Origin of the sequence: Pantoea sp. RSPAM1 (assembly GCF_038816185.1) — a bacterium.
In the GTDB taxonomy this organism is placed as follows: domain Bacteria; phylum Pseudomonadota; class Gammaproteobacteria; order Enterobacterales; family Enterobacteriaceae; genus Pantoea; species Pantoea ananatis.
Genome location: NZ_CP046137.1, coordinates 3,216,194 through 3,242,049 on the forward strand (window position 1 = coordinate 3,216,194; position 25,856 = coordinate 3,242,049).

27 protein-coding genes and 1 riboswitch are annotated in these 25,856 nt (G+C 56.7%); of the genes, 10 read left to right on the plus strand and 17 right to left on the minus strand.

All coding sequences use genetic code 11. The annotated features are described in order from the left end of the window. Window positions 1-166: 166 nt before the first annotated feature. Genes GKC68_RS15550 through GKC68_RS15560 form a run of 3 tightly spaced genes read left to right on the plus strand, consistent with a single transcriptional unit; the run spans window position 167 to window position 3,134 of the window. Window positions 167-928, plus strand: a complete 762-nt coding sequence (locus GKC68_RS15550; RefSeq protein WP_342656311.1) for an endonuclease/exonuclease/phosphatase family protein — start codon at window positions 167-169, stop codon at window positions 926-928. Beyond that, window positions 925-2,169, plus strand: coding sequence for a cardiolipin synthase ClsB (gene clsB / locus GKC68_RS15555; protein WP_058706123.1), 1,245 nt, complete (start codon window positions 925-927; stop codon window positions 2,167-2,169). Before GKC68_RS15550 ends, clsB begins: the two co-directional genes overlap by 4 nt. Further along, complete coding sequence (locus GKC68_RS15560; RefSeq protein ID WP_028723793.1) at window positions 2,169-3,134, plus strand: lysylphosphatidylglycerol synthase domain-containing protein; 966 nt, start codon at window positions 2,169-2,171, stop codon at window positions 3,132-3,134. Before clsB ends, GKC68_RS15560 begins: the two co-directional genes overlap by 1 nt. 41 nt (window positions 3,135-3,175) lie before the next feature. Here the strand turns inward: GKC68_RS15560 and GKC68_RS15565 are convergent, their stop codons facing one another. The 7 genes from GKC68_RS15565 to moaA all read right to left on the minus strand — a co-directional run bounded on the left by GKC68_RS15565 (window position 3,176) and on the right by moaA (window position 7,994). After that, window positions 3,176-3,883, minus strand: a complete 708-nt coding sequence (locus GKC68_RS15565; RefSeq protein ID WP_028723794.1) for a Bax inhibitor-1/YccA family protein — start codon at window positions 3,881-3,883, stop codon at window positions 3,176-3,178. Between the two features lie 95 nt (window positions 3,884-3,978). After that, a complete protein-coding gene (locus tag GKC68_RS15570; protein WP_342656312.1) occupies window positions 3,979-5,073 on the minus strand; it encodes a DUF1615 domain-containing protein in 1,095 nt (364 codons plus the stop codon). A 222-nt stretch (window positions 5,074-5,295) separates the two neighbouring features. Continuing rightward, window positions 5,296-5,748, minus strand: coding sequence for a molybdopterin synthase catalytic subunit MoaE (gene moaE / locus GKC68_RS15575; RefSeq protein ID WP_028723796.1), 453 nt, complete (start codon window positions 5,746-5,748; stop codon window positions 5,296-5,298). Continuing rightward, window positions 5,749-5,994 carry a molybdopterin synthase sulfur carrier subunit gene (moaD, locus tag GKC68_RS15580; protein WP_028723797.1) on the minus strand — a complete coding sequence of 82 codons (246 nt, stop codon included), beginning with the start codon at window positions 5,992-5,994 and terminating at the stop codon, window positions 5,749-5,751. It abuts the gene before it with no gap. Then, the gene (gene moaC, locus GKC68_RS15585) at window positions 5,987-6,472 is read right to left on the minus strand and encodes a cyclic pyranopterin monophosphate synthase MoaC (protein ID WP_028723798.1); all 486 of its coding nucleotides are present in this window, start codon (window positions 6,470-6,472) and stop codon (window positions 5,987-5,989) included. The genes moaD and moaC overlap by 8 nt, the downstream gene beginning before the upstream one ends. A gap of 2 nt (window positions 6,473-6,474) precedes the next feature. Then, the gene (gene moaB / locus GKC68_RS15590; protein WP_028723799.1) at window positions 6,475-6,990 is read right to left on the minus strand and encodes a molybdenum cofactor biosynthesis protein B; all 516 of its coding nucleotides are present in this window, start codon (window positions 6,988-6,990) and stop codon (window positions 6,475-6,477) included. Between the two features lie 14 nt (window positions 6,991-7,004). Then, window positions 7,005-7,994: a GTP 3',8-cyclase MoaA gene (moaA, locus tag GKC68_RS15595; RefSeq protein ID WP_173647323.1), complete on the minus strand. Its 990-nt coding sequence runs from the start codon at window positions 7,992-7,994 to the stop codon at window positions 7,005-7,007. Next, window positions 7,981-8,114, minus strand: a riboswitch (molybdenum cofactor riboswitch). (Overlaps the previous gene by 14 nt.) 202 nt (window positions 8,115-8,316) lie before the next feature. Here moaA and yvcK point away from each other — a divergent pair. Further along, complete coding sequence (gene yvcK, locus GKC68_RS15600) at window positions 8,317-9,222, plus strand: uridine diphosphate-N-acetylglucosamine-binding protein YvcK (RefSeq protein ID WP_028723801.1); 906 nt, start codon at window positions 8,317-8,319, stop codon at window positions 9,220-9,222. Window position 9,223: 1 nt separating this feature from the next. On the opposite strand, the gene uvrB is transcribed toward yvcK, so the two are convergent. Further along, window positions 9,224-11,245, minus strand: a complete 2,022-nt coding sequence (gene uvrB / locus GKC68_RS15605) for an excinuclease ABC subunit UvrB (protein WP_013025107.1) — start codon at window positions 11,243-11,245, stop codon at window positions 9,224-9,226. 876 nt (window positions 11,246-12,121) lie between these two features. Between uvrB and GKC68_RS15610 the strand changes: the two genes are divergently transcribed. Then, the gene (locus tag GKC68_RS15610) at window positions 12,122-12,844 is read left to right on the plus strand and encodes an ATP-binding cassette domain-containing protein (protein WP_264238514.1); all 723 of its coding nucleotides are present in this window, start codon (window positions 12,122-12,124) and stop codon (window positions 12,842-12,844) included. Here GKC68_RS15610 and bioD read toward each other — a convergent pair. The 4 genes from bioD to bioB are packed head-to-tail and all read right to left on the minus strand — an operon-like array spanning window position 12,830 to window position 16,434. Beyond that, complete coding sequence (gene bioD / locus GKC68_RS15615) at window positions 12,830-13,519, minus strand: dethiobiotin synthase (RefSeq protein ID WP_028723802.1); 690 nt, start codon at window positions 13,517-13,519, stop codon at window positions 12,830-12,832. The two genes, GKC68_RS15610 and bioD, sit on opposite strands and share 15 nt — an antisense overlap. Next, a complete protein-coding gene (bioC, locus tag GKC68_RS15620; protein WP_047715466.1) occupies window positions 13,513-14,268 on the minus strand; it encodes a malonyl-ACP O-methyltransferase BioC in 756 nt (251 codons plus the stop codon). Before bioC ends, bioD begins: the two co-directional genes overlap by 7 nt. Beyond that, on the minus strand, window positions 14,252-15,403 hold the full coding sequence (gene bioF, locus GKC68_RS15625; RefSeq protein WP_342656313.1) for an 8-amino-7-oxononanoate synthase: 1,152 nt from the start codon (window positions 15,401-15,403) through the stop codon (window positions 14,252-14,254). The genes bioC and bioF overlap by 17 nt, the downstream gene beginning before the upstream one ends. Beyond that, a complete protein-coding gene (gene bioB / locus GKC68_RS15630) occupies window positions 15,403-16,434 on the minus strand; it encodes a biotin synthase BioB (RefSeq protein WP_028723805.1) in 1,032 nt (343 codons plus the stop codon). Before bioB ends, bioF begins: the two co-directional genes overlap by 1 nt. Before the next feature lie 85 nt (window positions 16,435-16,519). On the opposite strand from bioB, the gene bioA reads away from it, so the two are divergent. Together bioA and GKC68_RS15640 are read left to right on the plus strand one after the other, a co-directional pair. Then, window positions 16,520-17,812 (plus strand): adenosylmethionine--8-amino-7-oxononanoate transaminase, encoded by a 1,293-nt coding sequence (bioA, locus tag GKC68_RS15635; protein ID WP_028723806.1) that lies wholly within the window; start codon window positions 16,520-16,522, stop codon window positions 17,810-17,812. A 74-nt stretch (window positions 17,813-17,886) separates the two neighbouring features. Then, window positions 17,887-18,363, plus strand: a complete 477-nt coding sequence (locus tag GKC68_RS15640) for a kinase inhibitor (RefSeq protein ID WP_058706117.1) — start codon at window positions 17,887-17,889, stop codon at window positions 18,361-18,363. Window positions 18,364-18,424: 61 nt separating this feature from the next. Here the strand turns inward: GKC68_RS15640 and pgl are convergent, their stop codons facing one another. Further along, window positions 18,425-19,426 carry a 6-phosphogluconolactonase gene (pgl, locus tag GKC68_RS15645; RefSeq protein WP_047715463.1) on the minus strand — a complete coding sequence of 334 codons (1,002 nt, stop codon included), beginning with the start codon at window positions 19,424-19,426 and terminating at the stop codon, window positions 18,425-18,427. 155 nt (window positions 19,427-19,581) lie between these two features. Between pgl and GKC68_RS15650 the strand changes: the two genes are divergently transcribed. Continuing rightward, window positions 19,582-20,400, plus strand: coding sequence for a pyridoxal phosphatase (locus GKC68_RS15650; RefSeq protein WP_014606276.1), 819 nt, complete (start codon window positions 19,582-19,584; stop codon window positions 20,398-20,400). Window positions 20,401-20,434: 34 nt separating this feature from the next. On the opposite strand, the gene modC is transcribed toward GKC68_RS15650, so the two are convergent. The 4 genes from modC to GKC68_RS15670 all read right to left on the minus strand — a co-directional run bounded on the left by modC (window position 20,435) and on the right by GKC68_RS15670 (window position 23,243). Further along, window positions 20,435-21,493, minus strand: a complete 1,059-nt coding sequence (gene modC / locus GKC68_RS15655; RefSeq protein ID WP_089527679.1) for a molybdenum ABC transporter ATP-binding protein ModC — start codon at window positions 21,491-21,493, stop codon at window positions 20,435-20,437. After that, window positions 21,487-22,182 carry a molybdate ABC transporter permease subunit gene (gene modB / locus GKC68_RS15660; RefSeq protein WP_342656314.1) on the minus strand — a complete coding sequence of 232 codons (696 nt, stop codon included), beginning with the start codon at window positions 22,180-22,182 and terminating at the stop codon, window positions 21,487-21,489. Before modB ends, modC begins: the two co-directional genes overlap by 7 nt. Continuing rightward, complete coding sequence (gene modA / locus GKC68_RS15665; protein ID WP_047715461.1) at window positions 22,179-22,952, minus strand: molybdate ABC transporter substrate-binding protein; 774 nt, start codon at window positions 22,950-22,952, stop codon at window positions 22,179-22,181. Before modA ends, modB begins: the two co-directional genes overlap by 4 nt. 135 nt (window positions 22,953-23,087) lie before the next feature. Continuing rightward, entirely contained in the window at window positions 23,088-23,243 is a 156-nt protein-coding gene (locus GKC68_RS15670; protein WP_028723812.1) for an AcrZ family multidrug efflux pump-associated protein, read from the minus strand. 142 nt (window positions 23,244-23,385) lie between these two features. Here GKC68_RS15670 and modE point away from each other — a divergent pair, with 142 nt between their 5' ends. Next, window positions 23,386-24,168, plus strand: coding sequence for a molybdenum-dependent transcriptional regulator (gene modE, locus GKC68_RS15675; protein WP_110983639.1), 783 nt, complete (start codon window positions 23,386-23,388; stop codon window positions 24,166-24,168). Window positions 24,169-24,243: 75 nt separating this feature from the next. Further along, window positions 24,244-25,716 (plus strand): molybdate ABC transporter ATP-binding protein ModF, encoded by a 1,473-nt coding sequence (modF, locus tag GKC68_RS15680; RefSeq protein WP_110983638.1) that lies wholly within the window; start codon window positions 24,244-24,246, stop codon window positions 25,714-25,716. Window positions 25,717-25,856 lie beyond the last annotated feature (140 nt).

Here is a 25,856-nt window from a genome sequence, read left to right on the forward strand (position 1 = left end):
CAGACCTGGCGGGTTGCCTGAATGCAACCGTATCCGGCCAGGGACGGTTTCATCAATGTAAAGCAAATATCAGATAACGCCCTATTTATTCCTCTTCTTCACCCTCCATTTGTGACAAAGACTACACTTTGTGGTTGATGAAGATGAAAAGGAGCGCGTCGCGAGTATGCCACAAATCCAGCAAGGATTTTCATTTAAAGTCCTGACGATCAATACCCATAAAGGTTTTGCCCCCTTTAACCGGCGCTTCATCTTGCCAGAATTGCGCGAAGCCGTACGCGCAACCTCGGCAGATATCGTCTTGTTGCAGGAGGTGATGGGAACACATGACATCCATCCTCTGCAACATGAAAACTGGCCCAATACCTCACATTACGAGTTTCTGGCTGACACCATGTGGAATGATTTTGCCTATGGGCGTAACGCAGTCTATCCGGAAGGACACCACGGCAATGCCGTGCTGTCGCGCTTTCCCATTGCCGAATATCAGAACCGCGATGTCTCGGTGGCCGGTAGCGAAAACCGGGGGATGCTGCACTGCCAGATTACGCTCCCCGCGCCCTACGGTACGCTGCACGTTATCTGCGTTCACCTTGGTCTGAAAGCGGCCCACCGTCGCGCCCAGATAGCGATGCTGAACGAGATGGTGCTGGCTCTGCCGCCGGATGCGCCCGTGGTGGTGGCTGGCGATTTTAACGACTGGCAGGGACGCGCCAATAAAATCCTGCAAAAAGGAGCCGGGCTAAAAGAGGTTTTCAGCATCAAACATGGTCGACCAGCACGCACCTTCCCGGCCCGCTTTCCTCTTCTGAGACTGGATCGCATTTATGTTCGCAACGCCACGGTGAGTCATCCCTGGGCGCTGCCGCGTAAGCCCTGGTCACACCTTTCCGATCACGCGCCGCTGGCGGTGGAGATCCATCTATGAATTTTGACTGGCAAAACGGCAATAAACTGCGCCTGCTGGAAAACGGGGATACGTTTTTCCCCCGGGTTTTTGGCGCCCTTCAGCGTGCCGAGCGCAGTGTGCTGTTGGAAACCTTTATCCTGTTTGAAGACGATGTCGGTAACGCTTTACACCGCGAGTTGCTGGCCGCAGCACAGCGCGGCGTCAAAGTTGAAATGATGGTGGATGGTTACGGATCGTCCGAGCTGTCAGACGACTTTGTGAACAGCCTTACCCAGGCGGGCGTCCGTTTTATTTACTACGATCCGCGTCCGCTGGTGATGGGCATGCGCACCAACGTCTTTCGCCGCCTGCATCGCAAAACCGTGGTGGTTGACGGGGTTATCGCCTTTGTCGGTGGGATTAATTTCTCCGCCGAGCACTACACCGACTATGGCCCTGAAGCCAAACAGGATTACACCGTTGAGGTAAAAGGACCGGTAGTGGCGGATATTACCCGCTATCTGCAAGAGGCAATCGGCAGTCAGGCCACCACCCGCCGCTGGTGGGGTCAGCGCTCACATCGTCCGGCCAAGAACGCCCTGCCCGGCGACGCGCAGGTGCTCTTCGTGTATCGCGATAATGATCAACACCGGGACGATATTGAACAGCATTATCTGGATATGCTGCGCAGTGCCAAACAGGACGTGATTATTGCGAATGCCTATTTTTTCCCCGGCTACCGACTGTTGCGGGAAATGCGTAATGCGGCACAGCGTGGTGTTCGGGTGCGTTTGATTGTGCAGGGCGAGCCCGATATGCCGATTGTGAAAGTCGGCGCAGAGCTGCTCTATAACTATCTGGTAGATGCTGGCGTGGAGGTCTACGAATACTGCCGTCGTCCGCTGCACGGTAAAGTGGCGGTGAAAGATCAGCAGTGGGCGACGGTCGGCTCCAGCAACCTCGATCCTTTAAGTTTGTCGCTAAACCTCGAAGCGAACCTGATCATTCACGATCGCCACTTTAATGAGACATTACGCGACAATCTTGAGCACTTACTGGCAGAAGATTGCCAGCGCGTTCAGGAGGATAAACTGCCGCCGCGTAACTGGTGGCAGTTGTCTAAAAGCATCGTGGTGTTCCACTTCCTGCGCCACTTTCCTGCAATCGCCGGCTGGCTGCCGGCACACACGCCAAAACTGGCCCAGGTTGACCCGCCCGTGCAGCCTGAAATGGAGACGCAAGATCGCGTCGAAGCCAACAATGAAGGAGCGAAATCCTGATGGCAAACACGCATCCGCGCTGGAAACTGGCAAAAAAAATACTCACTGGCCTGTTCTTCGTGGCCGTCATTGTGCTGCTGGTCATCTATGCACGCAAGGTGAACTGGGATGACGTCTATAAAGTTATCGTCAACTATAACCGCTTCGTGGTGCTGACCGCCGCAGGCCTGGTGATCGTCAGCTACCTCGTGTATGGCTGTTACGACCTGATCGGTCGCGCCTACTGCGGTCATAAACTGGCCAAACGTCAGGTGATGCTGGTGTCGTTTATCTGCTACGCCTTTAACCTGACCCTCAGTACCTGGGTTGGCGGCGTGGCCATGCGCTATCGGCTGTACTCACGCCTTGGCCTGGACAGCGGGACCATTACGCGCATTTTCTCACTCAGCATTGCCACCAACTGGCTGGGTTATATCTTACTGGCGGGCGTGATCTTCAGTGCAGGAATGGTTTCCATCCCCCGTGGCTGGTTTATCGGCGAAACCACGCTACGGCTTATCGGGGCTGCGTTACTGGTGTTAGTAGCGATTTATCTCTGGGCCTGTGCGTTTTCTAAACGTCGCCGCTGGACGGTCAAAGGCCAGACGTTACAGCTGCCTTCTTTACGCATGGCGCTGTTTCAGTTTGCCGTTTCCTGTGCCAACTGGATGGTGATGGGCACCATTATCTGGCTGCTACTGGGCCGGGATGTGGGCTATCCAATGGTGCTGGGGGTTTTATTGATCAGCAGTATCGCTGGCGTGATTATTCATATTCCGGCGGGGATTGGCGTGCTTGAGGCGGTGTTTTTAGCGCTGTTGAGCGGCGAAGATCTCTCTCACGGTACCATTATTGCCGCCCTGCTGGCCTACCGGGTGCTCTATTTTATTTTGCCCCTGCTGCTGGCGTTGGTGCTGTACCTGGGGCTGGAGAGTCGCGCTAAGCATATGCGGCATAAAAACGAACAGAAACTGCAGAAGTCGTAACCGGGAAGCGGCTGCTCTGGCAAACCAGAGCAGCCCGTGTTTTAGCGGCGATTGCCGAAAATACGCAGCAGCATCAGGAACAGGTTGATGAAGTCAAGGTAGAGCGTCAGCGCACCCATGATCGAGTAGCGACGCAGGTTTTCCGTGTCGCGCGCATCAATTTGCTCGCCAATGTTTTTCAGTTTCTGCGTGTCATAGGCCGTCAGGCCGACAAACACCACCACGCCAATGTAGGTAATCGCCCACATCAACGCCGGGCTTTTCAGCCAGAAGTTCACCAGCGATGCCAGCAGAATACCGATCAGCGCCATAAACAGCAGGCTGCCCAGGCGGCTCAGATCACGCCTGGTGGTGTAGCCATAGAAGCTCATGGCACCAAACATCCCCGCCGTGACAAAGAACGTACTGGCAATGGAGGAATAGGTGTAAACCAGGAAAATGCTGGCCATGGTTAACCCGGTCAGGGCCGAGTAGAGCATAAACAACCCGGTCGCTACGGCACCGCTCAGGCGATGGACCATGCCAGAGAGGAAGAACACCAGCGCCAGTTGCACAATAATCAGGCCGAAGAAGGTCATGCGGTTGGCAAACACCAGCTCCATCACCGCTGGCGTGCGGGCGGCAAACCAGGAGACAAAGGCGGTGAGTAATAAACCACAGGTCATCCAGCCATAAACCTGTGCCATGTAAGCCTGCAACCCGCGAGATGCAGGCTGAACTATTGAATCATTCTGTGGATATCGGTCCATGATGCACCTCTTGTTGAACAAATGGGTTATTCCCCTGAAAGGGGAACCTGGTTAAGTGTGGCACAGCTCTGTTCAACTGCGCCACAACGCCGTGCTTATTGACGTGACATGCACTGCTGATAACGGCTGTCGACGCGTTGCGCAAACCACGCCGTCGTTAAATTGCGGGTGATTTTAGGACTTTCAAGCTTAATGCCCGGCAACATTTCACGGGGCAGGCGCCGTCCGGCCATTTTATCTGCCAGCGCAAAAACCTGCTTCCACACGTCGCTGTTGCTGAATTCCGCCTTTTCGCCCTGCTCAAGATCGTCGCGAATTTCGCTGTTGCTCATATCCAGGCGTTTCGCCAGGGTGCGCACCGCCAGCTCCGTCGATCCCGCCTTGTCTGAGCCGTACTGAATGAGATCGCCATCCAGCGCCAGTTTCATGCCTGTCGCACGAGAGACAGCCGCCTGGAAAGCGGCATTGCGGCTGGCGTACCAGCCCGCATTATAGTCCGCAAAGCGGTAAAGTGGCTTGCTGTAATCGGTGGGATAGCCGAGCAGGTGCATCGTGCCAAAATAGACGCCGCCATGGCGGGTGAAGACCTCACGGCGGATGGAGCCGTCAACCGGCCATGGGTAGCCTTTGGCATGGGCTTCGGCAAACGCGATACTCACCTGCATCGGCCCGCCGGTATGCACAGGGTTAAGGTTGCCAAACAATGTCTGCCCCATGGGCACCATCTCGATAAAGTCGTCGAAAATCTCGCTCAGGTCTTTTTCACTTTTGGCTTTATCCAGCCGCGCGGCATAGCTTTCGCCGTTGCTGGATTTGATGAGCAGCGCTGTGCGCACTAAAAACGCCGGCACGTGAACCTTCGCCGCGCGGCGGTCGATCTCGTCCCAGGCGATTTTTGCCATACCGGGTACGTTACCGCTGGCGTCAAAACCCGACTCCTGTCCCGCTACGGCAATGACCGCGCACAGGTTGCTGCCGCTGGCCTCAAGCCCCTGGGTGCGGAATGAGGTATAGATATCATCTGCCCAGCCTGATTTGTTACTGACGTTGGCAGGCAGCAGGCGTTGGATCTGCGCTTTGACATCCTCAGGCTGCTTTACAGGCGCTTCCGGCGTTTTTTTACTGGTACAGCCCGCCAGGATCAGCACGGCAAGCAGCGTCAGGCGTTTGGGTAAAGAAGTGAATGACATACCTGTCCTCTGAGGAAAAAAGAGTAGCTTAGCACTGCCCCGCTTCGCAGGGCAGATGTGATTATCTGAACTCAGGTTATCGCTTTTCGCGCAACTGGCGGAAAAGGGATCTGTGATATCAACGCGCTGGACGGTGACGTGATGCCGTTGCAACGCGACGAGGGCGGCGGCGAGCACACGTAGGGAAAGAACCGGTTTGCCCCCGCAGCGCAACGCTCACCCCTAATCCCAGCGCTGCGCAGCCTCGTGATCGCTGCTGCGTGCATCGACCCAGCGATCGCCCTGATCGGTGGTTTCCCGTTTCCAGAACGGGGCGCGGGTTTTCAGGTAATCCATGATGAATTCCGCAGCGGCAAAGGCGCTGCTGCGGTGTGCACTGGTGACGCCGACAAAGACAATCTCATCGCCGGGAAACAGTTCACCAATGCGGTGAATGACAGAGACGCGCTGAAGCGGCCAGCGCTGGCGCGCCTCGTCAATAATTTCCTGCAGCGCCTTCTCGGTCATGCCGGGATAATGTTCCAGCGTCAGGGCCGCCACATCATCCCCCAGATTGTGATTGCGCACTTTGCCCGTAAACGTGACGACCGCGCCGTCTTCGTTGCAGCTCGCCAACCACTGGTATTCCTGCGCCATCTCGAAGGGCGCCGGACCGACCCGAATGTGCGTGTCCATTTATCCTCCAGTAACAGGCGGGAAAAAGGCCACTTCGTCGCCGTCCTGTAACGGGTACGTCATGGGTCGCAGCGTCTGATTGACTGCCGCCAGCAACCGTTCGCTGTCGAGTGCCAACGCCCAGCGTTCGCCCTGCAAAGACAGCGCAGCGCGCAGCGCAGCCACGTCGGGATAATCGGCAGCCAGCGTCAGGGCATCGGTGCCCACCAGCTCACGAACCTGCGCAAAAAACAGCACCTTAATCATGGGTCACCGCCTGGAAGTCACCACTTTTTCCGCCGCTCTTGTGCAGCAGGCGCAGGTTATCGATGACAATATCTTTCTGGACAGCTTTGCACATGTCATAGATCGTTAGCGCGGCCACAGAAGCCGCCGTCAGGGCTTCCATCTCCACCCCGGTTTTTCCTGTCAGCCGACACAGCGACGTAATGCGTACCCGGTTCCACTCGGGTTCGGCCACCAGGGTGAGTTCCACTTTGCTCAGCATCAGTGGATGGCAGAGCGGAATAAGCTCCCAGGTGCGTTTTGCCGCCTGGATACCGGCGATGCGCGCCGTGGCAAACACGTCACCTTTGTGGTGACTGCCCTCAATGATCATCTGTAAGGTTTCTGGCTTCATCAGCACCAGCACTTCAGCCTGCGCTTCGCGTACGGTGTCGTTTTTAGCGGAAACATCCACCATGTGGGCTTCGCCGGCGGCGTTGATATGGGTAAGTTGTGACATGCTTAAAGCTTCTTTAAATGCGTGACAAAATTGCAGGGACGCGTACGCGCATCCAACTGGTCAGCGATAATGCGCTCCCAGGCGCTGGTACAGGCCGATGTCGAGCCGGGAACCGCGAAAATCACTGTCTGGTTTGCCAGACCGGCGACCGCGCGGGACTGTAACGTCGAACCGCCAATGTCTTCATAGGAAATCATGCGAAACAGCTCACCAAAGCCTTCGATTTCCCGATCAAACAGCGGCAGGAGCGCCTCAGGGGTGCTGTTTTTCAGGTTAAAGCCTGTTCCACCGTTGACGATGACCACCTGCACATCCTCGCTGGCAATCCAGCGTGAGACAATGGCACGAATGCGGTAAAGATTGTCGGGCACGATGGCGTGGTCGATGACGCTGTGTCCGGCTTCGGCCGCGGCCTCACGCAGATAATCCCCGGAGGTATCATTACTGGCATCACGGCTGTCTGAGACCGTCAGCGTGGCAAGCTGTAACGGTTGAAACGCGCTGGCTGGTTTACCCATATTTGCTCCTGCAATTAACCGCCAATGTAAGAAAGATTCTGTGTGATACCGGTATTCCCCTGCAACAGGAAATGCGTCTGTTTTTTCTGGCCCAGGCTGCTGGCAATGCGCGCCTGCAATTCATCTTGCTGATCGTCGGACGCCAGTAAATCACGCAGCGGAATGCCGCCATCGCCAAACAGACACAGGTGCAGGTTACCCTGAGCGGAAACCCGCAGGCGGTTACAGCTGGCGCAAAAATCTTTGGAATACGGCATGATTAGCCCGATTTCACCCACGTAATCAGGGTGATAAAACACCTGCGCCGGACCATCGCTACGGCCGCTGATACGGCGCTGCCAGCCCTGCGCGAGAAGCCGATCGCGGATCACCTCGCCCGACACGTGCTGCTCGCGAAACAGCGCACCGCCCTCACCGGTTTCCATCAGTTCAATAAAACGCAGTTGAATGGGGCGCGTGCGGATCCAGTCAAGAAAGGTCGTGAGATGATGGCTGTTAACGTCGCGCATCAGCACGCTGTTCACTTTGACCTGGCTGAAGCCGGCCTCAAAGGCGGCATCAATCCCGGCCATCACCTGATGGAATTTATCCTGGCCGGTAATGGCGTGAAACTGGCGTGCATCAAGGCTGTCCACGCTAACGTTCAGGGCGGTGAGTCCGGCATCGCGCCACTGCTTAACGTCACGCGCCAACCGGTAACCATTGGTGGTGACGGCGATGTGGCGGATAGCCGCGTTTTCTCCGACCGCCGCAATGATGTCGGTAAAGTCGCGACGTAATGAAGGTTCACCGCCGGTCAGGCGCACTTTCTCCGTGCCCGCCGCCGCGAAGGCGCGGGTGACCCGACGAATTTCATCCAGCGAGAGAAAACTTTTATTGCGGATACCGTTTGGCTGATAGCCATCGGGCAGGCAATAGGTACAACGGAAGTTGCAGACATCCGTGACCGACAGGCGCAAATAGTAAAATTTGCGCGCAAATGCATCAGTAAATTGTGACACCAGAACACCTTTCCAATTCGGGAGATGCAGTCATTTCTTCCTGCACCCTGGCAGCGCGTAGGCTACGGCCTGAATCCCCTATCCACCGACGTAGGCATTCAGGCTTGAGTGTACGTTAACCGGCTGGTCAACGCGGTATACAGATGGTAGCGCGATTAGTGGTGATGCGCCATCCACAGCTTTTACTCTGTGTGCTTCATAACGTTAATTTTCACCGTATTTCGCTCACAGGATAAGTTAAAATACCCGGTAAGCATTGACGTAAATTACCCCCCCGTCTGCCTCAACCGGCCCTCTGGCCGGCGCAGACGTGAAAAGGAGAAGTATGAATCGAACACTGGCGGACCTGGATCGCGTGGTGGCCTTAGGTGGCGGACACGGATTAGGACGCGTGATGTCGGCCCTGTCCCCTCTGGGTTCACGCCTTACAGGCATTGTGACCACGACAGACAACGGTGGCTCCACGGGCCGCATTCGTCGCGCAGAAGGTGGCATCGCCTGGGGCGACCTGCGTAACTGTATTAACCAGCTAATCACGGAGCCGAGCGTGGCGTCCGCCATGTTCGAGTATCGCTTTACCGGCAACGGTGAACTGGCCGGACACAATCTGGGTAACCTGATACTGAAAGCGCTGGATCACCTTAGCGTACGGCCGCTGGAAGTGGTCAACATCATCAGAAACCTGTTGAAAGTTGACGCCTTTTTAATCCCCATGTCAGAGCATCCGGTTGATTTAGTTGCAACCGATAGCGAGGGCAACGCGGTGTATGGGGAAACCGCTATCGACGCCATGCAGCTTCCACCGCAGGAACTGATGCTGCATCCCGCCGTGCAGCCCACCCGCGAGGCGCTCGATGCCGTGGCAGAAGCCGATCTGATTCTGATTGGACCGGGCAGCTTTTACACCAGCCTGATGCCCATTCTGCTCATGAAAGAGATGGCGCAGGCATTACGCCGGACGCCCGCTAACATGGTGTTTATCGGCAACCTGGGCCGCGAGTTGAGTCCTGCGGCGGCTTCGCTTACCGTGGCCGACAAACTGGCGATGATGGAGCACTATATTGGCAAGCGGGTGATCGACGCGATCGTCGTTGGCCCGTCCACGGACGTCAGTCGGGTGGAAAACCGCCTGATTATTCGTGAACCCCTGGAGGCCGCCGATATCAAGTACCGCCACGACCGCCAACTGCTGCGCGCCGCGCTGGAGCACGCCGTTCAGGGTTTTAACTGAATCAGGACACCGCAATAAACAATGTGCGCAATTCCTGCAGCTGATCGCGCAGGCCAGCCGCCTGTTCGAACTCCAGGTTTTGCGCATGTTGCTGCATCTGCCCTTCCAGCTCGTGGATCTTTTTCTGCAACGCCTGGGGGGACAACGCCAGGTAATCGGCGTCTGCCTCAGCGGCATTGCGCTTAGCGGGTTTGGCTTTACCACGCGTTTTCACCACGTTATTGCCCAGTTCCAGAATATCGGTGATTTTCTTGTTCAGGCCCTGAGGGACAATGCCGTTTTCTTCGTTATGCCGCTGCTGCTTCTCACGGCGGCGTTCCGTTTCTTCAATCGCTCTGGCCATTGAAGGCGTGATCTTGTCGCCATACAGAATCGCTTTACCGTTAATGTTACGTGCCGCACGGCCAATGGTCTGAATCAGCGAACGCTCCGAACGCAGGAAGCCTTCTTTGTCCGCATCCAGAATCGCCACCAGCGAAACCTCAGGCATGTCCAGCCCCTCTCGCAACAGGTTGATCCCAACCAGTACGTCAAATTTGCCCAGACGCAGGTCACGAATGATTTCCATCCTTTCCACCGTGTCGATATCCGAGTGCAGATAGCGCACCTTTTCACCGTGCTCTTCCAGGTACTCTGTCAGATCTTCCGCCATGCGTTTAGTCAGGACGGTCACCAGGACGCGCTCGTTGATCGTCACGCGCTGGCGGATCTCAGACAGGAGATCATCAACCTGCGTCGCCACGGGGCGAACCTCAAGAATCGGATCCAGCAGGCCGGTTGGACGCACCACCTGATCGATGACCTCGTCGCCGGATTTTTCCAGCTCATATTTGCCCGGCGTTGCCGACACATAGATCGTCTGGGGGGCCAGCGCTTCAAACTCTTCGAACTTCATCGGACGGTTATCGAGCGCCGAAGGCAGTCGGAAACCATACTCTACCAACGTCTCTTTACGTGCACGGTCGCCACGGTACATGCCGCCAATTTGGGGAATCGTGACGTGGGACTCATCCACCACCAGCAGGCCATCTGCGGGGAGATAGTCAAACAGCGTAGGCGGCGCCTCTCCCGGCCCACGGCCCGACAGGTAACGCGAGTAGTTTTCGATGCCGGAGCAGTAGCCCAGCTCGCCCATCATCTCCAGATCAAACTGGGTGCGCTGAGTGATGCGCTGCTCTTCCAGCAGTTTGTTATTTTCCAGCAGGGTTTTACGCCGGTCAGCCAGCTCAACCTTGATGTCTTCCATCGCCTGCAGAATGCGCTCACGCGGCGTAACGTAGTGCGTTTTCGGATAGATGGTAAAACGCGGTACAACCGATTCAACCTGCCCGGTGAGCGGATCAAACAGGGACAGGCGCTCGACCTCTTCGTCAAATAACTCCACCCGCAGTGCCATATCATCGGACTCTGCCGGAAAAATATCGATGACCTCGCCACGCACCCGGAAGGTGCCGCGCTGAAACGCCTGGTCGTTGCGCGTGTACTGCAGCTCTGACAAGCGACGCAGGATACTGCGCTGGTCGATGATCATACCGCGCGTCAGGTGCAGCATCATTTTCAGATAAAGATCGGGATCGCCCAGACCGTAAATGGCCGACACTGAGGCAACGACGATAACATCACGCCGCTCCAGTAATGCTTTAGTGGCGGAAAGACGCATCTGCTCGATGTGTTCGTTAACCGAGGCGTCTTTTTCGATAAAGGTGTCAGAGCTTGGGACATAGGCTTCAGGCTGGTAGTAATCGTAATAGGAGACAAAAAACTCCACCGCGTTGTCCGGGAAAAACTCCTTCATCTCACCATACAGCTGGGCCGCCAGCGTTTTGTTCGGTGCCAGCACCATGGTGGGCCGGTTAAGATCGGCGATCACGTTAGCCACGGTAAAGGTTTTACCCGAGCCGGTAACACCTAAAAGCGTCTGGTGCGCCAGGCCATCTTCCAGTCCGGCTTCAAGACGACGGATCGCCTCTGGCTGATCGCCGGAAGGCTTGAAAGCGGAGTTCAGTTTGAAATCTTTACTCATGAATGCGGTTCCTGCAGATGAAAGACGGCGGGCAGCCCATTATTTTACTCTGCTATGGCGATTTTGCCAGAAAAAAATACTGGATATAATAACAGTATTGATGCACAGTAGCGGCAACCACTTTACGCTTGACTCTTTAGCATTATCGCGCGTGGTAACCGGATTCTGTTGCGCAAGGTTATCCCCAAGCCCAATATTGATTTAACATTTGTCAAGCATGTGTCATAAAATTGCAGTTTGATGAATCGGCCCCAATCCGGCAGGCTTGTTTTTTGCTAAGTCACTGAATTAATGTAGTTACTTTAAAAAGCCCAGATTCTCATCATCGGGTTACCAGGCCCCGTATTTCCTCGCTTCCAACCTGTTTTCATTACCTAATGCACAAGGTTATCCACAGGAATAGTGGATAACTAATGTCAGCCCTTTGCACATCGGCTGTGTATAATTTTTTTCACTCCCCTGCGGGGGATAAAAAAATATTTTTTTTCGCTTATTTTCTGACGCTAACGGGTCGTGATTTAGCTATCAGCGCAATCCGTGCCTTGATCGGCGACAAGTGCGTCTCACTTTCCTTTTTTACATTGCCCCATTAACGAGCAGGTGCACTTCCCGGTTTCACTAACCTGCACCAACGCCGTACCGCGTAAGCGTCCTGACGTGGAATTGTTAACTTTTATTTATCTTTAAACAGGGTGATTTTCACTGGTTAGCCCCGACTAGCTTCGCCGGTGAGACTCTGGCCTGGTAATTGCATGCTCTTTCATCGGAGTGTTACAGGCAGTAGCCGCGTGAAATGCGCCGCTATCTCATTAGAGCGATTTACCAGAAATCAACGGCGAAAGCATTCAGGTTAATTATCTGGAAGGAGCGCGTCAGATGCTAAGTTTACGGTCGGTGAATCAGTTTTACGGTAAAAATCATATTCTCTGGAATGTGGATCTTGATCTGCCTCCCGGCACCTGCACCGGCATACTGGGACGCCCCGGTATGGGAAAAACCACGCTGGTGAACTGCATTATGGGCAAGCTACCGATTAACAGCGGGACGATCAGCTGGCAGCAGGATGGCTCGCCGCCGGAAGACCTGCTCTCGCAGCCTGCTGAGCTGCGGGCCCGACAGGGGATCGGGTTTGTTCCGCAGGGGCGGCACATTTTTACTCAGATGAGCGTTGAGGATAATTTACTCATTGCCTTACTGGCAGGCGCACAGGCGAATGACGGTTATCGGGCGATCCCGGAAATGATCTTTGATCTGTTACCCGCGCTCTATTCGCTGCGTCAGCAGCGCAGCGGCGACCTGCCGGTCTATCAGCAGCAGCAGCTGGCGCTGGCCCGTGCGCTGGTGCTGCAGCCTCGCCTGTTAATTCTGGATGAGCCCGCCGACGGCATGGCGCCCTGGCTGGAAGAAGAGATGGGGAATCTGATTCGTCGCCTTAATCGTGACTTCGGCCTGACGATTCTGCTGCTTGAACAGCGCGTTTCGCTGATTCGCCGCGTGGCTGACAACTTTCTCCTGCTGCATCGCGGGCGCAATGTGGCACAGGGCAACGTCGCCCAGCTGGATGACGCGACCCTGGAGAAGTGGTTAACGGTGGCCTGATCGATCCGGCAGCGTCAGATAATGTCCACAGTGTGCCTGCTGGTCTTCCTGGGTTAGCCAGGGGATCACGCCCAGGCAAGGTGCAGGAAGCCGCTGCGTTAAGGCGGCCAGGTAGGCCTGATAGCGCTGGCCGGGTGGCTGTACCGTATTGGCGATCCAGCCCGCCAGGTGCAGGCCGCGTGCGCGAATCGCATCGGCAGTCAGCATGGCATGATTAATACATCCCAGCTTGACGCCCACCACCAAAATGACCGGCAGCTGCTCCTCCTCAACCCAGTCTGCATAAGTTTGCGTCTCAGAAAGCGGCGTGTACCAGCCGCCCGCACCTTCTACCAAAATCCATTCTGCCAGCGGCTCAAGTTCCCGCAGCCCCGCCGACAGCGTGGCAAACTCAATCGGTCTGCCCTCATCCGCGCTGGCGATATGAGGTGAAGTCGGCTCCATAAACGCCAGTGGATTGACCTGTTCGTAGCGCAGCGGGACGTTGCTGTAACGCTGTAAGGTCAGCGCATCGCTGTTGCGCACGCCTGCAGCGGTGAGCTCGCAGCCTGAGGCCACAGGTTTATAGCCCGCGCTGCGGTAGCCTGCGGCGGTGGCAGCCTGCAGCAGCGCCGCACTGGCAACCGTTTTACCGACTTCGGTGTCGGTGCCGGTAACAAACCAGCGATTTAACATTGTGTCACTCCAAACATGAGATGGTAACTGAGGCGGAAACCCTGCTCATCGCGCGGCCAGTGGGCTTCGAGCTGAGCAAGACGCTGGCGCGTTAACACGCAGTCAGACCGTCCGGTATGCAGATGCGTTGCCCCGATGCCCTTCAGGGAGCGCATTGCACTCAGCGCATCGGGAAAATGCAGGGTAAGGGTTTGCGCATGGCAGCGCAGACGCTGTGTTTCACAGGCGGCGGCAATCTCCTGCGCAGGCAAAAAGCGGTTCGCATGGAGACGGCCATCCACCTGTGACCAGGCCTGATGCACTTCGTGCAGGGAGCCCGCGCTCAGGGTGGAAAACAGCAGACAGCCGCCGGGCCTGAGTACCCGGTTAAACTGCATCAGCGCCGCCTGAAGATTCTCGCTCCACTGCACCACCAGATTGCTCCATACGAGGTCAACAGACTGGTCTGCCAGTGGCAGAGCATCAATATCGCCGGCCAGATAGTGATGCGCGGCCCCGTTTTGCCGGGCCTGTTGCAGCATCTGCGGGGAGAGATCCAGCGCCGTGACCTCTTTACCCCGATCGCGCCATATCCGGCTGTACCAGCCGGTTCCGCATCCGGCATCCAGCAGTTGCAAACCGCTGTGCGCTGGCACCTGCGCCAGCAGCGCGTCCCCGCTCAGCCGCTGGAGTTCAGCGTAGTGATCATACTGAGATGCGGCGCGGCCAAATGCCCTTGCAACCGCGCCTTTATCAACCTGCAGCGTCATACAGCGCCTCCAGCAGAGCATCAATATCCTCTGGCTCATGGACGGCGGTAAGCGTGATACGCAGACGGGCCGTGCCCGGCGGCACGGTTGGCGGCCGGATCGCACTGACCCAGCAGCCCGCCCTGGCCAGGTGTGCAGACAGCGCCAGCGCCTGGCCGTTATCCCCGACGATTAATGGCTGAATGGCACTGGACGACGCCATAAGTTGCCAGGGCAACGAGGCCGCGCCGTGCCGGAAATGGGCGATATTACGCGCGAGGCGTTGGCGGCGGTCATCACCCGCCTGCACCTGTTTCAGCGACGCTAACAGCGCACTGGCCTGGGCTGGCGGCATAGCGGTGGAGTAAATCAGATGACGGGAAAATTGCACAAAGTAATCGGCGGTCGCCTCATCACACAACAGTGCGGCCCCGCTGACGCCAAAGGCTTTGCCAAAGGTCACCACCAGCAGGTCGGGTTTCATGCCCTGTGCCCAACAGCTGCCACGTCCCTGCTCGCCCGTCAACCCTATGCCGTGCGCATCATCGACCAGCAAACAGGCACCGGCATGTTTCACCCGGTCGGCGATCGCCTGAAGGGGCGCGCTGTCGCCGTCCATACTGAAAACCCCTTCGGTCACCACCAGCGTTTGCCCTTCGCAGGGTGCATCCAGCCGCTTAGCCAGACTAAGAGGATCGTTATGGGTAAAGCGACGCAGTTGAGCAGGGCTGTGGCTGGCGGCCTCCAGCAGCGAAGCATGCGTCAGTTTGTCGGCCAGAATGCGGTCATTTTTCTCTGCCAGCAGGTGAATCACCGCCTGATTCGCCGCAAAACCGGAAATAAACAGCAGCGCGCGCGAATAGCCCAGCCAGTCTGCCAGCTGTGCTTCCAGCTCGGCATGCAAACGATGAAAACCGGTTACATGGCCCGATGCACCCGCACCGGCACCGGCCTCGTCCACGCCTTGTTGCCAGCCCGCCATGACGGCGGGATGCTGGCTCAGCCCAAGATAATCGTTACTGGAAAAATGACGAAAGGTCTGACCGGCATGGCGGATCAGGCGCGTCTGATTCTCTTCAATCACGCGCCGTTCGCGCCAGCCATCTTCAGCACGGCGCTGTATCAGCGCCTGCTGGATGCGTTGCTGCCAGCTCATTACGGCGCCGCGTTATAAAATGTTTCTGTATCGGCATGAAGCAGTTGCTCACTTAACTGCTGCTGCTGGGCATTGTCGCCGTTTGCGGTCTGCGTATGCTCAGGATTCAGCCCCAGCTTACGGAACAGCAACATATCTTTGTCTTCTTCCGGGTTCGGCGTCGTCAGCAGCTTGCAACCGTAAAAAATGGAGTTTGCCCCGGCCATAAAGCACATCGCCTGGGTTTGCTCGTTCATCTGCTCACGGCCTGCGGACAGGCGAACATGCGAGGTGGGCATCATGATGCGCGCCACGGCGATGGTGCGGATAAAGTCGAACGGTTCAACGTCATCATTGTCTGCCAGCGGCGTGCCTTTCACCTTAACCAGCATGTTGATGGGTACGCTTTCAGGCGGCGTCGGCAGGTTAGCCAGCTGTACCAACAGTCCGGCACGGTCGTTTACGGTTTCACCCAGGCCCACAATCCCACCCGAACAGACCTTGATGCCGGCGTCACGCACTTTCCCCAGCGTATCCAGTCGTTCCTGATAGCTGCGCGTGGTGATGATATTGCCGTAAAACTCCGGCGAGGTGTCCAGATTATGATTGTAGAAATCCAGTCCGGCACTGCCTAAACGCTGCGCCTGACTGTCGCTCAACGTGCCAAGCGTCATACAGGTTTCCATGCCCATCGCTTTGACGCCTTCGACCATTTTTTCCAAGTAAGGCATATCGCGATCGCTGGGGTTTTTCCATGCCGCCCCCATGCAGAAGCGGCTGGAGCCCGCGGCTTTAGCTTTTTGCGCGGAACGCAGTACCTCATCCACTTCCATCAGTCGCTCAGATTCCAGGCCCGTCTTGTAGCGGGCGCTTTGCGGGCAATATTTGCAGTCTTCCGGGCAGGCACCGGTTTTAATCGACAGCAGTGTGCTGACCTGCACCTGACGTGGATCGAAGTGCTGACGGTGCACCTGTTGCGCTTCAAACATCAGTTCAAGAAATGGCCGTTCAAACAGCGCCTGGGCCTGAGCCAGAGTCCAACGTTGTGACATTACTTACTCCAAAAAAGGTGTCATCCCGACAGTTAACGTGGTTATACTTGTAAACTAAATCTTTTTATTTTGGTTTACAACTCCGATGTTTACTTCTCAGGACGCTGAATTCGATCGCCAGCATATCTGGCATCCTTACACCTCAATGCAGCAGCCGCTGCCCTGCTATCCGGTTGTTGCGGCACAGGATTATCATCTGCAGCTGGCAGATGGTCGTACCCTGGTGGATGGAATGTCGTCCTGGTGGGCGGCGATACATGGCTATAACCATCCGCGCCTGAATCGCGCCCTGCAACAGCAGATGGCGCAGATGTCCCACGTAATGTTTGGCGGCATTACCCATCCTGCTGCGGTGGCATTGTGTCGTCAGCTGGTCTCGATGACGCCAGACGCGCTGGAATGTGTGTTTCTGGCCGATTCCGGCTCGGTCGCCGTTGAAGTCGCGATGAAAATGGCGCTGCAATACTGGCTTGGGCGCGGCGAGACGCGTCAGCAATTTTTGACGCTTAAACGCGGTTACCACGGCGATACCTTTGCCGCGATGTCGGTATGCGATCCGGATAATTCCATGCACAGCCTGTGGCGCGGCTACCTGCCGGAACACCATTTCGCCGCGGCGCCGCAGTGCGGTTTTGATGACGAGTGGGATGCGCGTGATGCAGAGGATTTTATCCGGCTGATCCAGCAGCATCGGCGTCAGCTGGCCGCGGTGATTCTGGAACCCATCGTTCAGGGTGCCGGGGGAATGCGTTTCTATCATCCGCACTATTTGCAGTGTGTACGTGAAGCCTGTGATCGCTACGGCATTCTGCTGATCGCCGATGAGATCGCAACCGGCTTTGGCCGCACGGGTACGCTGTTCGCCTGCGAACATGCGGCGATTTCACCGGACATTATGTGCGTAGGCAAAGCCCTGACCGGCGGCACGATGAGCCTCGCTGCTACCCTCACCACCCGTGACGTGGCCGATACCATCAGCCTCAGTCCGGCAGGCTGCTTTATGCACGGTCCCACCTTTATGGGAAATCCGCTGGCGTGCGCGGTGGCGACAGAAAGCCTGGCGATGGTGCAGGAAGGTGACTGGCGTCATCAGGTTGCGGCAATCGAGCGTCAGCTACGTAGCGCGCTGCTGCCCCTGCGTCACGCGCCCGCGGTGGCTGACGTGCGCGTGCTGGGAGCCATTGGCGTCGTGGAAACGCATCAACCGGTCAATATGGCGGCGCTGCAACAGTTCTTTGTCAGCCAGGGCGTCTGGATTCGCCCTTTTGGCCGCCTGATTTATCTGATGCCGCCTTATATCATCTCCCCTGAGGCGCTGGATAAGCTGGTCAATGCGATTGGCGCGGCACTGGAGCAGCCCGCTCACTTTCTTTCTTAATGTTGCAACGGCTGGACGTCAACCGGCTTTTGGTTAAGATGAAAAGGCAGTGACCATTAACGCAAGGAGATGTAATGCGAGTTTACAGCCAGGATTTACACGACGGCGAGAAGATGCCGGAGAAACATGTTTTTAACGGAATGGGCTATCAGGGCGATAATCTGTCCCCTCACCTTGCCTGGGAAGATGCGCCAGAAGGCACCAAAAGTTTTGTCATCACCTGCTTCGATCCGGATGCGCCTACCGGTTCGGGCTGGTGGCACTGGGTGGTGGCGAACATTCCAGCCGAGACCACATCGCTGCCGCAGGGTGCCGGTTCGGGTAAAGCCGCACTGCCCGCCGGGGCGCTACAAACACGCACGGATTTCGGTCAGGCCGGATACGGCGGCGCAGCACCGCCTGCCGGTGAAACCCACCGTTATATTTTCAGCGTTCATGCGCTGGATGTGGACAACATCGACGTCGATGAGGGTGCCAGCGGCGCCATGGTCGGGTTTAACGTGCATTTTCACGTGCTAGCCAGCGCATCGCTGACCGTTCATTACGTCTGATCGCCGCATAAAAATGCCGCTTCTGGCCTGTCGAAGGATTCCGGAAGCGGCAATTTGCAGGTTATCCTGCCAGCTGATGTACCACTACCCACATCGGACCCTGTCCAACGGCGTAACGGCCCACCGGCTTCAGTAAGCCCTGTGGCTGAGTGATAGTGTAGACTTCGATGTGGTGTGACTTCTGCCCCGCCGCCACCAGGAACTGGCCCGCGTGATCGATATTGAATCCGCGCGGCTGCGTTTCGGTCGGCTGAAACCCTTCGACTGTCAGCACGGCACCGTCTTCGCTGACGCTAAAGACCGTTAAGGTGCTACTGGTGCGATCGCAGGCGTACAGGAAACGTCCGTCTGGCGTCAGATGAATATCGGCAGCCCAGCGGGTACCGGTAAAATCAGGCGGCATCATATCCAGCGTCTGTACTGACTCGACCTTGCCCTGCGCATTGTTCAGCGCCCAGACCTCGACCGTGCTGTTCAACTCATTGACGCTATAGGCGTACTGCCCGTTGGCGTGAAACGCCATGTGGCGAGGCCCGGCGCCTTCCGCCGTGGTAACCTGCTCCTGCGAATGCGGGGTTAACTGACCGTCTGCGCCGAGGGTAAACAGGCAGATGCGATCCTGCTTCAGGGCAGGCACGTACAGCGTCCGATCGGCATTGTCGATATTGGCGGAGTGGCATCCCGCCAGGCCGCTAATGACCTGACTTGGTGCCTGTGGCACGCCGTCATCCCCTATCGGGCTGATACTGACGCACGCATCGTTGTAAGAGCCGCAAAACAGGAAACGGCCGGCATGATCGGTGGAAATATGGGTCGGGCTGCCCGGCAGAGGCGCCTGTCCGGCTTCGGTCAAGGTGCCGTCTGAGGCGATGCGAAACGCCAGTACACGGAAGTCGGGGCGCACGCCTACATACAAGAAATCTTTTTTTGGACTCACCACCATAGGCTGAACCTGACCGGCGACGTCCGTAACCTGCAGGAGCGTCAAGGTGCCATCTTCTTTCAACTGCCAGACATGGATTTGTTGACTCTCGGGACTGGCGGTGTAGACAACCTGCTTCATGTATTCTCCTTTTTCGCTGACTCATGTTGTTCTGAGGGTCACTGTAGCGCGTTTTTTTCTGTCTCGCTGGAATGATTTGTGCCCTGATTTTTGTTTCTGTACCACGGTCAGGTGTAGACTTACTGTTCTGCTAACCCATCCCGATGAGAGGATTAATGAGCTATCGTGTAATCGCCCTCGACCTTGACGGCACGCTGTTAACCCCAACGAAAACCATTCTGCCCCAATCCGTGGAAGCGATTACTCAAGCGCGTCAGGCTGGCGTCAAGGTGATTATCGTGACCGGCCGTCATCACTGCGCTATCCATCCTTTCTACCAGACGTTAGCCCTGGATACGCCTGCAATCTGCTGTAACGGTACCTATTTGTATGACTATCCGGCCAAAAAAGTGCTGGCCGCTGATCCGCTGGACGTCGGCAGCGCGGTGCGCGTCATTGAGATGCTGGATGAACATCAGATTCACGGCCTGCTGTATGTTGACGATGCGATGCTGTATCAAACGCCAACCGGCCATGTGATTCGCACACTGAAGTGGAGTGAGTCGCTTCCGCCGCACCAGCGCCCTGTGTTTAAGCAGGTGGACAGCCTGGCGCAGGCGGCCAGAGAGGCCGGGTCGATCTGGAAGTTTGCCCTGTCTCATGAGAACACCACCGAACTGCAGCAGTTTGCGCAGCGCGCGGAAACCGAACTCGGGCTGGCCTGTGAATGGTCATGGCACGATCAGGTCGATGTCGCCCGCGGCGGCAACAGCAAAGGCAAGCGCCTGGCGCAGTGGGTAGAATCCGTGGGGCTGAGCCTGCAGGACGTCATTGCCTTTGGTGACAACTATAACGACCTGAGCATGCTGGAAACGGTGGGGCTGGGCGTGGCAATGGGGAATGCGGATGACGTGATTAAATCCCGGGCAAAAATGGTCACTGGCACCAACCTGGAAACCAGTATCGCCGACACGCTTTACCAGTACGTCCTGTAATCCTGCCCAACCCGGCAAGGCACGCCTGCCGGGTTCAGGCCGTCACCGACACGCTTTTAATCTGGGCATACAGCCATTGTGACGGGCGGATGTTAAGTTCGTCGCGCGCCCAGGGCGAAATGCGCGCCCACAGTTCGCTTGCGCCAATGCGCAACCTGACCTCAACCTGATCGCCCACCTCAATGAGTTCGACGACCTGCGCAGGCAGGATATTGCGGATAGAGCTGTGCTGAGCCGGTTGCAGCGTCAGGGAGACGTCCGCTGAGGCAATCCGGATGCGCAATGCCGATTTGACGGGCAAATGCACCCGACTGACCCAAATATGTTGATCGCCCAGAGACAGCGCCGACATAGGATAGTCCGGATGGTGCTCCAGCACCTGCACACGCAGCACGCTGGTCAGATCGCTGGCGGGTAGCCACGGCCGCATCGCACTGCTGCTCCAGACGCGCTCCAGCGGGCCAAAGGCTTTAACCTTACCCTGATCCAGCACCAGCACGTTATCCGCCAGTTGCAGAATCTCCTCCAGGCTATGGGAGACGTACAACACGGGAATATCAACCTGCTTCGCCAGCTTCTGCAGATAAGGCATCAGCTCACGCTTGCGCGGCAGATCCAGCGACGCCAGCGGCTCATCCATCAACAGAATATCGGGTGCACTGAGCAAGGCGCGGCCAATAGCAACACGTTGCTTTTCTCCGCCCGACAGCGACAGCGGAAAGCGATCCAGCAGCGACTCAAGGCCCAGTAACGCCACCAGCGAATCAAACTGGCCCTTCATGCTGGCCGAAAGACCGTACCGTAAATTCCCCCGAACCCGGTAGTGAGGAAACAGCCGTGCGTCCTGGAACACATAGCCGATGCGGCGCTTTTCCGGCGGCAAGGCGATCTGCTGATCGGCATCAAACAGTATTCGCTCATTCAGCTGAATGCGTCCGCGCTGAGGTTGAGTTAAGCCGCCAATCGCGTTAATCAGTGAGGTTTTGCCCGCGCCCGACACGCCGAATATCGCGGTAATACCGCTGGCGGGGATTGTCACATCAACCTCAAGCTGATGCTCGCCCAGGCGTTGAGCCATGTTCAACGTCAGCATGAAGCCCCCATCCGTTTCCGTCCCCACTGCGCCAGCCACTCAGACGCCAGTAAGGAAGCCAGCGCCAGCACGATCGCGATAACGCACAAACGTGCGGCGGCCCCTTCCGCCCCGGGCGTTTCAATCAACGTATACATCGCCAGAGGAATGGTGCGGGTTTCGCCGGGAATGTTGGAAACGAAGGTAATAGTGGCACCGAACTCGCCAAGGGAGCGGGCAAAGGCCAGTACGGTGCCGACAATAATACCGGGCAGCGTTAACGGCAGCGTAATGGTGAAAAAGACCCGCCAGCGTCCGGCACCTAAAGTCCGCGCAGCCTGCTCCAGTCGGCTATCCACCGCCTCCAGCGCCAGACGAATGGCCCGCACCATCAGGGGAAAGGCGATAACCGCAGAGGCCAGCGCCGCGCCGCGCCAGCTAAAGGCGAAGCTGAAGCCAAACCATTCATACAGTTTTTCACCGATCACGCCGCGCCGACCCAGGCCAATCAGCAACAGGTAACCCACCACCACCGGCGGCAGTACCAGAGGCAAGTGGATCACACTGTCAAGGATAGCTTTACCGGGTAAACGGCAACGTACCAGCACCCATGCCATCAGGATACCGAAGGGCAGACTGCACAGTACGGCAATGCCTGACACCTGCAGGCTGAGCAGGACCGCCTGCCATTCAACATCACTGAGTATCATTTTTTAGGCGAGAATCCGTATTGTTTGAACACTGCGGCCGCTTCAGGCCCTTTCAGGTAGTTATAGAAAGCCTTAACGGCAGCGTTGTCGCGATCGTTAACGATGGCAACAGGATATTCGACCGGCTTGTGGCTGTCTTCCGGAAAGGTGCCCACTACCTGAACTTTTTTACTGGCTACAGCATCTGAGCCGTACACAATGCCATAAGGCGCTTCATTACGTTCCACCAGCGCCAGGGCGGCGCGCACATTACTGGCACGCGCCAGCGCCGGGGACACAGAAGACCAGGCTCCCAGCTTTTGCAGCGCTTCTTTAGCATAGATGCCCGCCGGTACATGATCGGGATCGCCCACGGCCAGACGTTCGCCCTTCAACAGGCTTTTCCAGTTGGTTTGATCGTTTATCGTCACCGGTTTGGCGCTGTCGCTGCGCGGTGCAATCAGCACCAGGTCATTGCCCAACAACGTATAGCGGGTGCTGTCGATCATACTTTTTTTCGCAACAGCATCGTCCATCCACTGTTGATCGGCTGAGATAAACAGATCGGCAGGTGCGCCCTGCTCAATCTGACGCGCCAGTACCGAGGACGACGCAAAGGATGAAACAACGTCAGTGCCGTGCGTTTTTTTGTACTGCGCTGCAATCTCTTCCAGCGCGTTAGTGAGTGACGCCGCCGCAAACACGGTGACCTTATCGGCCGCCAGCGCCTGGCCTGCCAGTGAAACGCTCATTACCAGCGCAATGCTCAGACGACGAAAAGGTAAACGCATGATTTTTCTCCAGTGATCGTTATATATTGAATAATACAACGCATTATCTGACAGCAGCGTCTAATTAGCAAAAAAGCAAAAAGAGGTGTTCAGGACGAGGACAACGTCCGCACTGAGGCGGACGTAGTGTGGGGATTAGTTCTGTGAGCGAGCGTTGTTGTTGTCGCGGCGACCCGTTTTAGAGATGAGGTTAAACACTTCACCCAGGCCGTAGATCAGGCCCAACATAACCGCCATTACCACAGGTACCATGATCACTGCCACGGCGAGGCTTTTGATGAGTTCCAGCATGAAGAGTCCCACTTTGCGTGTAAAAAAAGAGATTGTAACGGCTTAGTAAAACTTTGCGCAGACCTTTTCGTGCTTTTACTTTGAGGCTGAAAGCTCGTTATCATCTGCCTGATTATGCGATTCATTCTTTGCAGGAGCCACCATGCAAGCCGAACTCACCCTTCACATCCGCCTGCAGCAAAAGCTGTTTGCCGATCCACGCCGCATCGAACTGTTAAAGCGCGTGCAGCAAACCGGTTCGATTAGCCAGGGCGCGAAGCTGGCGGGCATCAGTTACAAAAGCGCCTGGGATGCCATCAACGAGATGAACCAGCTGGCTGAACAGGAGATGGTGACGCGGGCCACCGGTGGCAAAGGCGGCGGTGGCGCGCAGTTAACCCGCTATGGCGAGCGTCTGGTACAGCTGTTTGGCCTGATGGAAAAGATTCAACAGCACGCCTTCGATGCTCTGCAACAGGACACGCTGCCATTGGACAGCCTGCTGGCCGCCATCGCCCGCTCTTCATTGCAAACCAGCGCGCGTAATCAACTGTTCGGCACCGTGGTGAATAACGATGCGCAGCCTATCCAACAGCACCTGACCATTCTGCTCTCGGATGGCGTAACCCGGCTCAACGTCGCCCTGACCGCGCGCAGCGCAGAACGCCTGCATCTCAAGGCTGGCAAAGAGGTGCTGGTCTTGATTAAAGCTCCGTGGATCAGCCTTCATACCCATGCAACCGGGGCAGATAATCAGCTTGCCGCCACGATAAGCGCTATCGAAACTGGTGAGCAGGTCAGTGAAGTCCTGATGCACCTGCCGGGCGGTGAAACGCTGTGTGCCACGCTGGAAAACGCGGAAATTGCGCGTCGGCAGTGGCAACCGGGTCACGCGGTGATCGCCAGCTTTAGCGGCAGCCACGCCATCGTCGCCGCTTTGCGTTGATTTATTATTCGGGTTTGACTTCGTTCGAAGCAGTGGCTAAAACAACGGTTAACGCTGCAAAAAATGGAACGAATCATGGCTTCATTGCATATTTCGCAAGGCATATTTCATCTTAATGATGCGCGAGTGTTGTCGCTGACCGATGTACACCTTCAGCCCGGTGAGCGCTGGGCGTTTGTCGGTGCCAACGGCAGTGGTAAATCCTCACTGGCGCGCGCCCTCTCGGGGGAACTGGCACCGCTGTCAGGTCAGGTAACCTGTGATTTTCAACGTCCCAGCCGCCTGTCACTGGAGCAGTTGCAGAAGCTGGTCGCCGATGAGTGGCAACGAAATAACACCGACCTGCTGAGTGAAGGTGAGGATGACACCGGCCGCACGACGGCTGAAATCATTCAGGATGAGGTTAAAGACAGCGTGCGCTGCGAGCAGCTGGCCACGCAGTTTGGTATTACCGGCCTGCTTAACCGCCGTTTTAAATATCTCTCTACCGGTGAAACGCGCAAAACATTACTGTGCCAGGCGCTGATGAAGCAGCCCGACCTGCTGATTCTGGATGAGCCTTTCGACGGCCTGGATGTCGAATCGCGCGCGAATCTGACCGCCACACTGTACCCGTTGCCGCAGGCGGATTTTACCCTGGTGCTGGTGCTGAACCGCTTCGATGATATTCCGGACTACGTTGACCGGGTTGGCGTGCTGGCTGAATGCAGCCTGACGCATGTCGGCCCCCGTGAGGAGATTCTGGCGCAGGCGCTGGTGGCGCAGCTGGCGCGCAGTGAGCAACTGGCAGGCATGGCGCTGCCGGAGGCGGACGTCCCGGACGCGCTACCGCCGCTGGCAGATGACGCGCCGCGAGTGCTTCTGCGTAACGGCATCGTATCCTATAACGACCAGCGTATTATCGACGGCCTCGACTGGCAGGTTAATACCGGGGAGCACTGGCATATTCTTGGGCCAAACGGCGCGGGCAAATCCACATTACTTAGCCTGGTCACGGGTGACCATCCCCAGGGCTACAGCAACGATTTAACCCTGTTTGGCCGACGCCGTGGCAGCGGCGAAACGATCTGGGATATCAAACAGCATATTGGCTATGTCAGCAGCAGCCTGCATCTTGATTACCGCGTAAGCGTCAACGTCCGGACCGTGATCCTCTCCGGCTTTTTTGACTCGATTGGTCTTTATCAGGCCGTCTCCGATCGCCAAATGGCGCTGGCGCGTCAGTGGCTGGCGCTGCTGGGCATGGATAGCAGAATGGGGGATATGCCCTTTCACGGTTTATCCTGGGGCCAGCAACGGCTGGTGTTGATCGCCCGGGCGCTGGTTAAGCATCCTACGCTGTTGATACTGGATGAACCCTTGCAGGGGCTTGATCCACTCAACCGCCAGTTGGTAAGACGTTTCATCGATATTTTGATTGGTGAAGGCCGTACTCAACTGCTGTTCGTTTCACATCATGCTGAGGACGCGCCCCAGTGTATTACCCACCGTCTGCATTTTGTGGCCCAGCCTGACGGCGGCTATCGCTACCAACAGGACAGAATTTGAGTGCCCTGGCGCCGTGACAGCGGCGTTGTTTATCACTAAATGTAAACGCTACCATTTAAACCTGTTTTTTAGCGATGCGTCCTGCAAATTCGCCTTTAAATAAGAATATTCAGCTTGTGTAAACGATACCACTTATCCAG

Coding starts and splice junctions, on each gene's coding strand:
- GKC68_RS15565 (WP_028723794.1), bottom strand. CDS start 3,883: ATGGACCGATATCCACAGAATGATTCAATAGTTCAGCCTGCATCTCGC.
- modA (WP_047715461.1), bottom strand. CDS start 22,952: ATGCGTTTACCTTTTCGTCGTCTGAGCATTGCGCTGGTAATGAGCGTT.
- bioC (WP_047715466.1), bottom strand. CDS start 14,268: ATGACGCTGCAGGTTGATAAAGGCGCGGTTGCAAGGGCATTTGGCCGC.
- uvrB (WP_013025107.1), bottom strand. CDS start 11,245: ATGAGTAAAGATTTCAAACTGAACTCCGCTTTCAAGCCTTCCGGCGAT.
- GKC68_RS15610 (WP_264238514.1), top strand. CDS start 12,122: ATGCTAAGTTTACGGTCGGTGAATCAGTTTTACGGTAAAAATCATATT.
- GKC68_RS15560 (WP_028723793.1), top strand. CDS start 2,169: ATGGCAAACACGCATCCGCGCTGGAAACTGGCAAAAAAAATACTCACT.
- clsB (WP_058706123.1), top strand. CDS start 925: ATGAATTTTGACTGGCAAAACGGCAATAAACTGCGCCTGCTGGAAAAC.
- bioB (WP_028723805.1), bottom strand. CDS start 16,434: ATGTCACAACGTTGGACTCTGGCTCAGGCCCAGGCGCTGTTTGAACGG.
- moaD (WP_028723797.1), bottom strand. CDS start 5,994: ATGATTAAGGTGCTGTTTTTTGCGCAGGTTCGTGAGCTGGTGGGCACC.
- yvcK (WP_028723801.1), top strand. CDS start 8,317: ATGAATCGAACACTGGCGGACCTGGATCGCGTGGTGGCCTTAGGTGGC.
- modF (WP_110983638.1), top strand. CDS start 24,244: ATGGCTTCATTGCATATTTCGCAAGGCATATTTCATCTTAATGATGCG.
- bioD (WP_028723802.1), bottom strand. CDS start 13,519: ATGTTAAATCGCTGGTTTGTTACCGGCACCGACACCGAAGTCGGTAAA.
- modE (WP_110983639.1), top strand. CDS start 23,386: ATGCAAGCCGAACTCACCCTTCACATCCGCCTGCAGCAAAAGCTGTTT.
- GKC68_RS15570 (WP_342656312.1), bottom strand. CDS start 5,073: ATGTCATTCACTTCTTTACCCAAACGCCTGACGCTGCTTGCCGTGCTG.
- moaE (WP_028723796.1), bottom strand. CDS start 5,748: ATGGACACGCACATTCGGGTCGGTCCGGCGCCCTTCGAGATGGCGCAG.
- GKC68_RS15640 (WP_058706117.1), top strand. CDS start 17,887: ATGCGAGTTTACAGCCAGGATTTACACGACGGCGAGAAGATGCCGGAG.
- modC (WP_089527679.1), bottom strand. CDS start 21,493: ATGCTGACGTTGAACATGGCTCAACGCCTGGGCGAGCATCAGCTTGAG.
- moaB (WP_028723799.1), bottom strand. CDS start 6,990: ATGGGTAAACCAGCCAGCGCGTTTCAACCGTTACAGCTTGCCACGCTG.
- GKC68_RS15550 (WP_342656311.1), top strand. CDS start 167: ATGCCACAAATCCAGCAAGGATTTTCATTTAAAGTCCTGACGATCAAT.
- modB (WP_342656314.1), bottom strand. CDS start 22,182: ATGATACTCAGTGATGTTGAATGGCAGGCGGTCCTGCTCAGCCTGCAG.
- bioF (WP_342656313.1), bottom strand. CDS start 15,403: ATGAGCTGGCAGCAACGCATCCAGCAGGCGCTGATACAGCGCCGTGCT.
- pgl (WP_047715463.1), bottom strand. CDS start 19,426: ATGAAGCAGGTTGTCTACACCGCCAGTCCCGAGAGTCAACAAATCCAT.
- moaC (WP_028723798.1), bottom strand. CDS start 6,472: ATGTCACAACTTACCCATATCAACGCCGCCGGCGAAGCCCACATGGTG.
- GKC68_RS15670 (WP_028723812.1), bottom strand. CDS start 23,243: ATGCTGGAACTCATCAAAAGCCTCGCCGTGGCAGTGATCATGGTACCT.
- bioA (WP_028723806.1), top strand. CDS start 16,520: ATGTTTACTTCTCAGGACGCTGAATTCGATCGCCAGCATATCTGGCAT.
- GKC68_RS15650 (WP_014606276.1), top strand. CDS start 19,582: ATGAGCTATCGTGTAATCGCCCTCGACCTTGACGGCACGCTGTTAACC.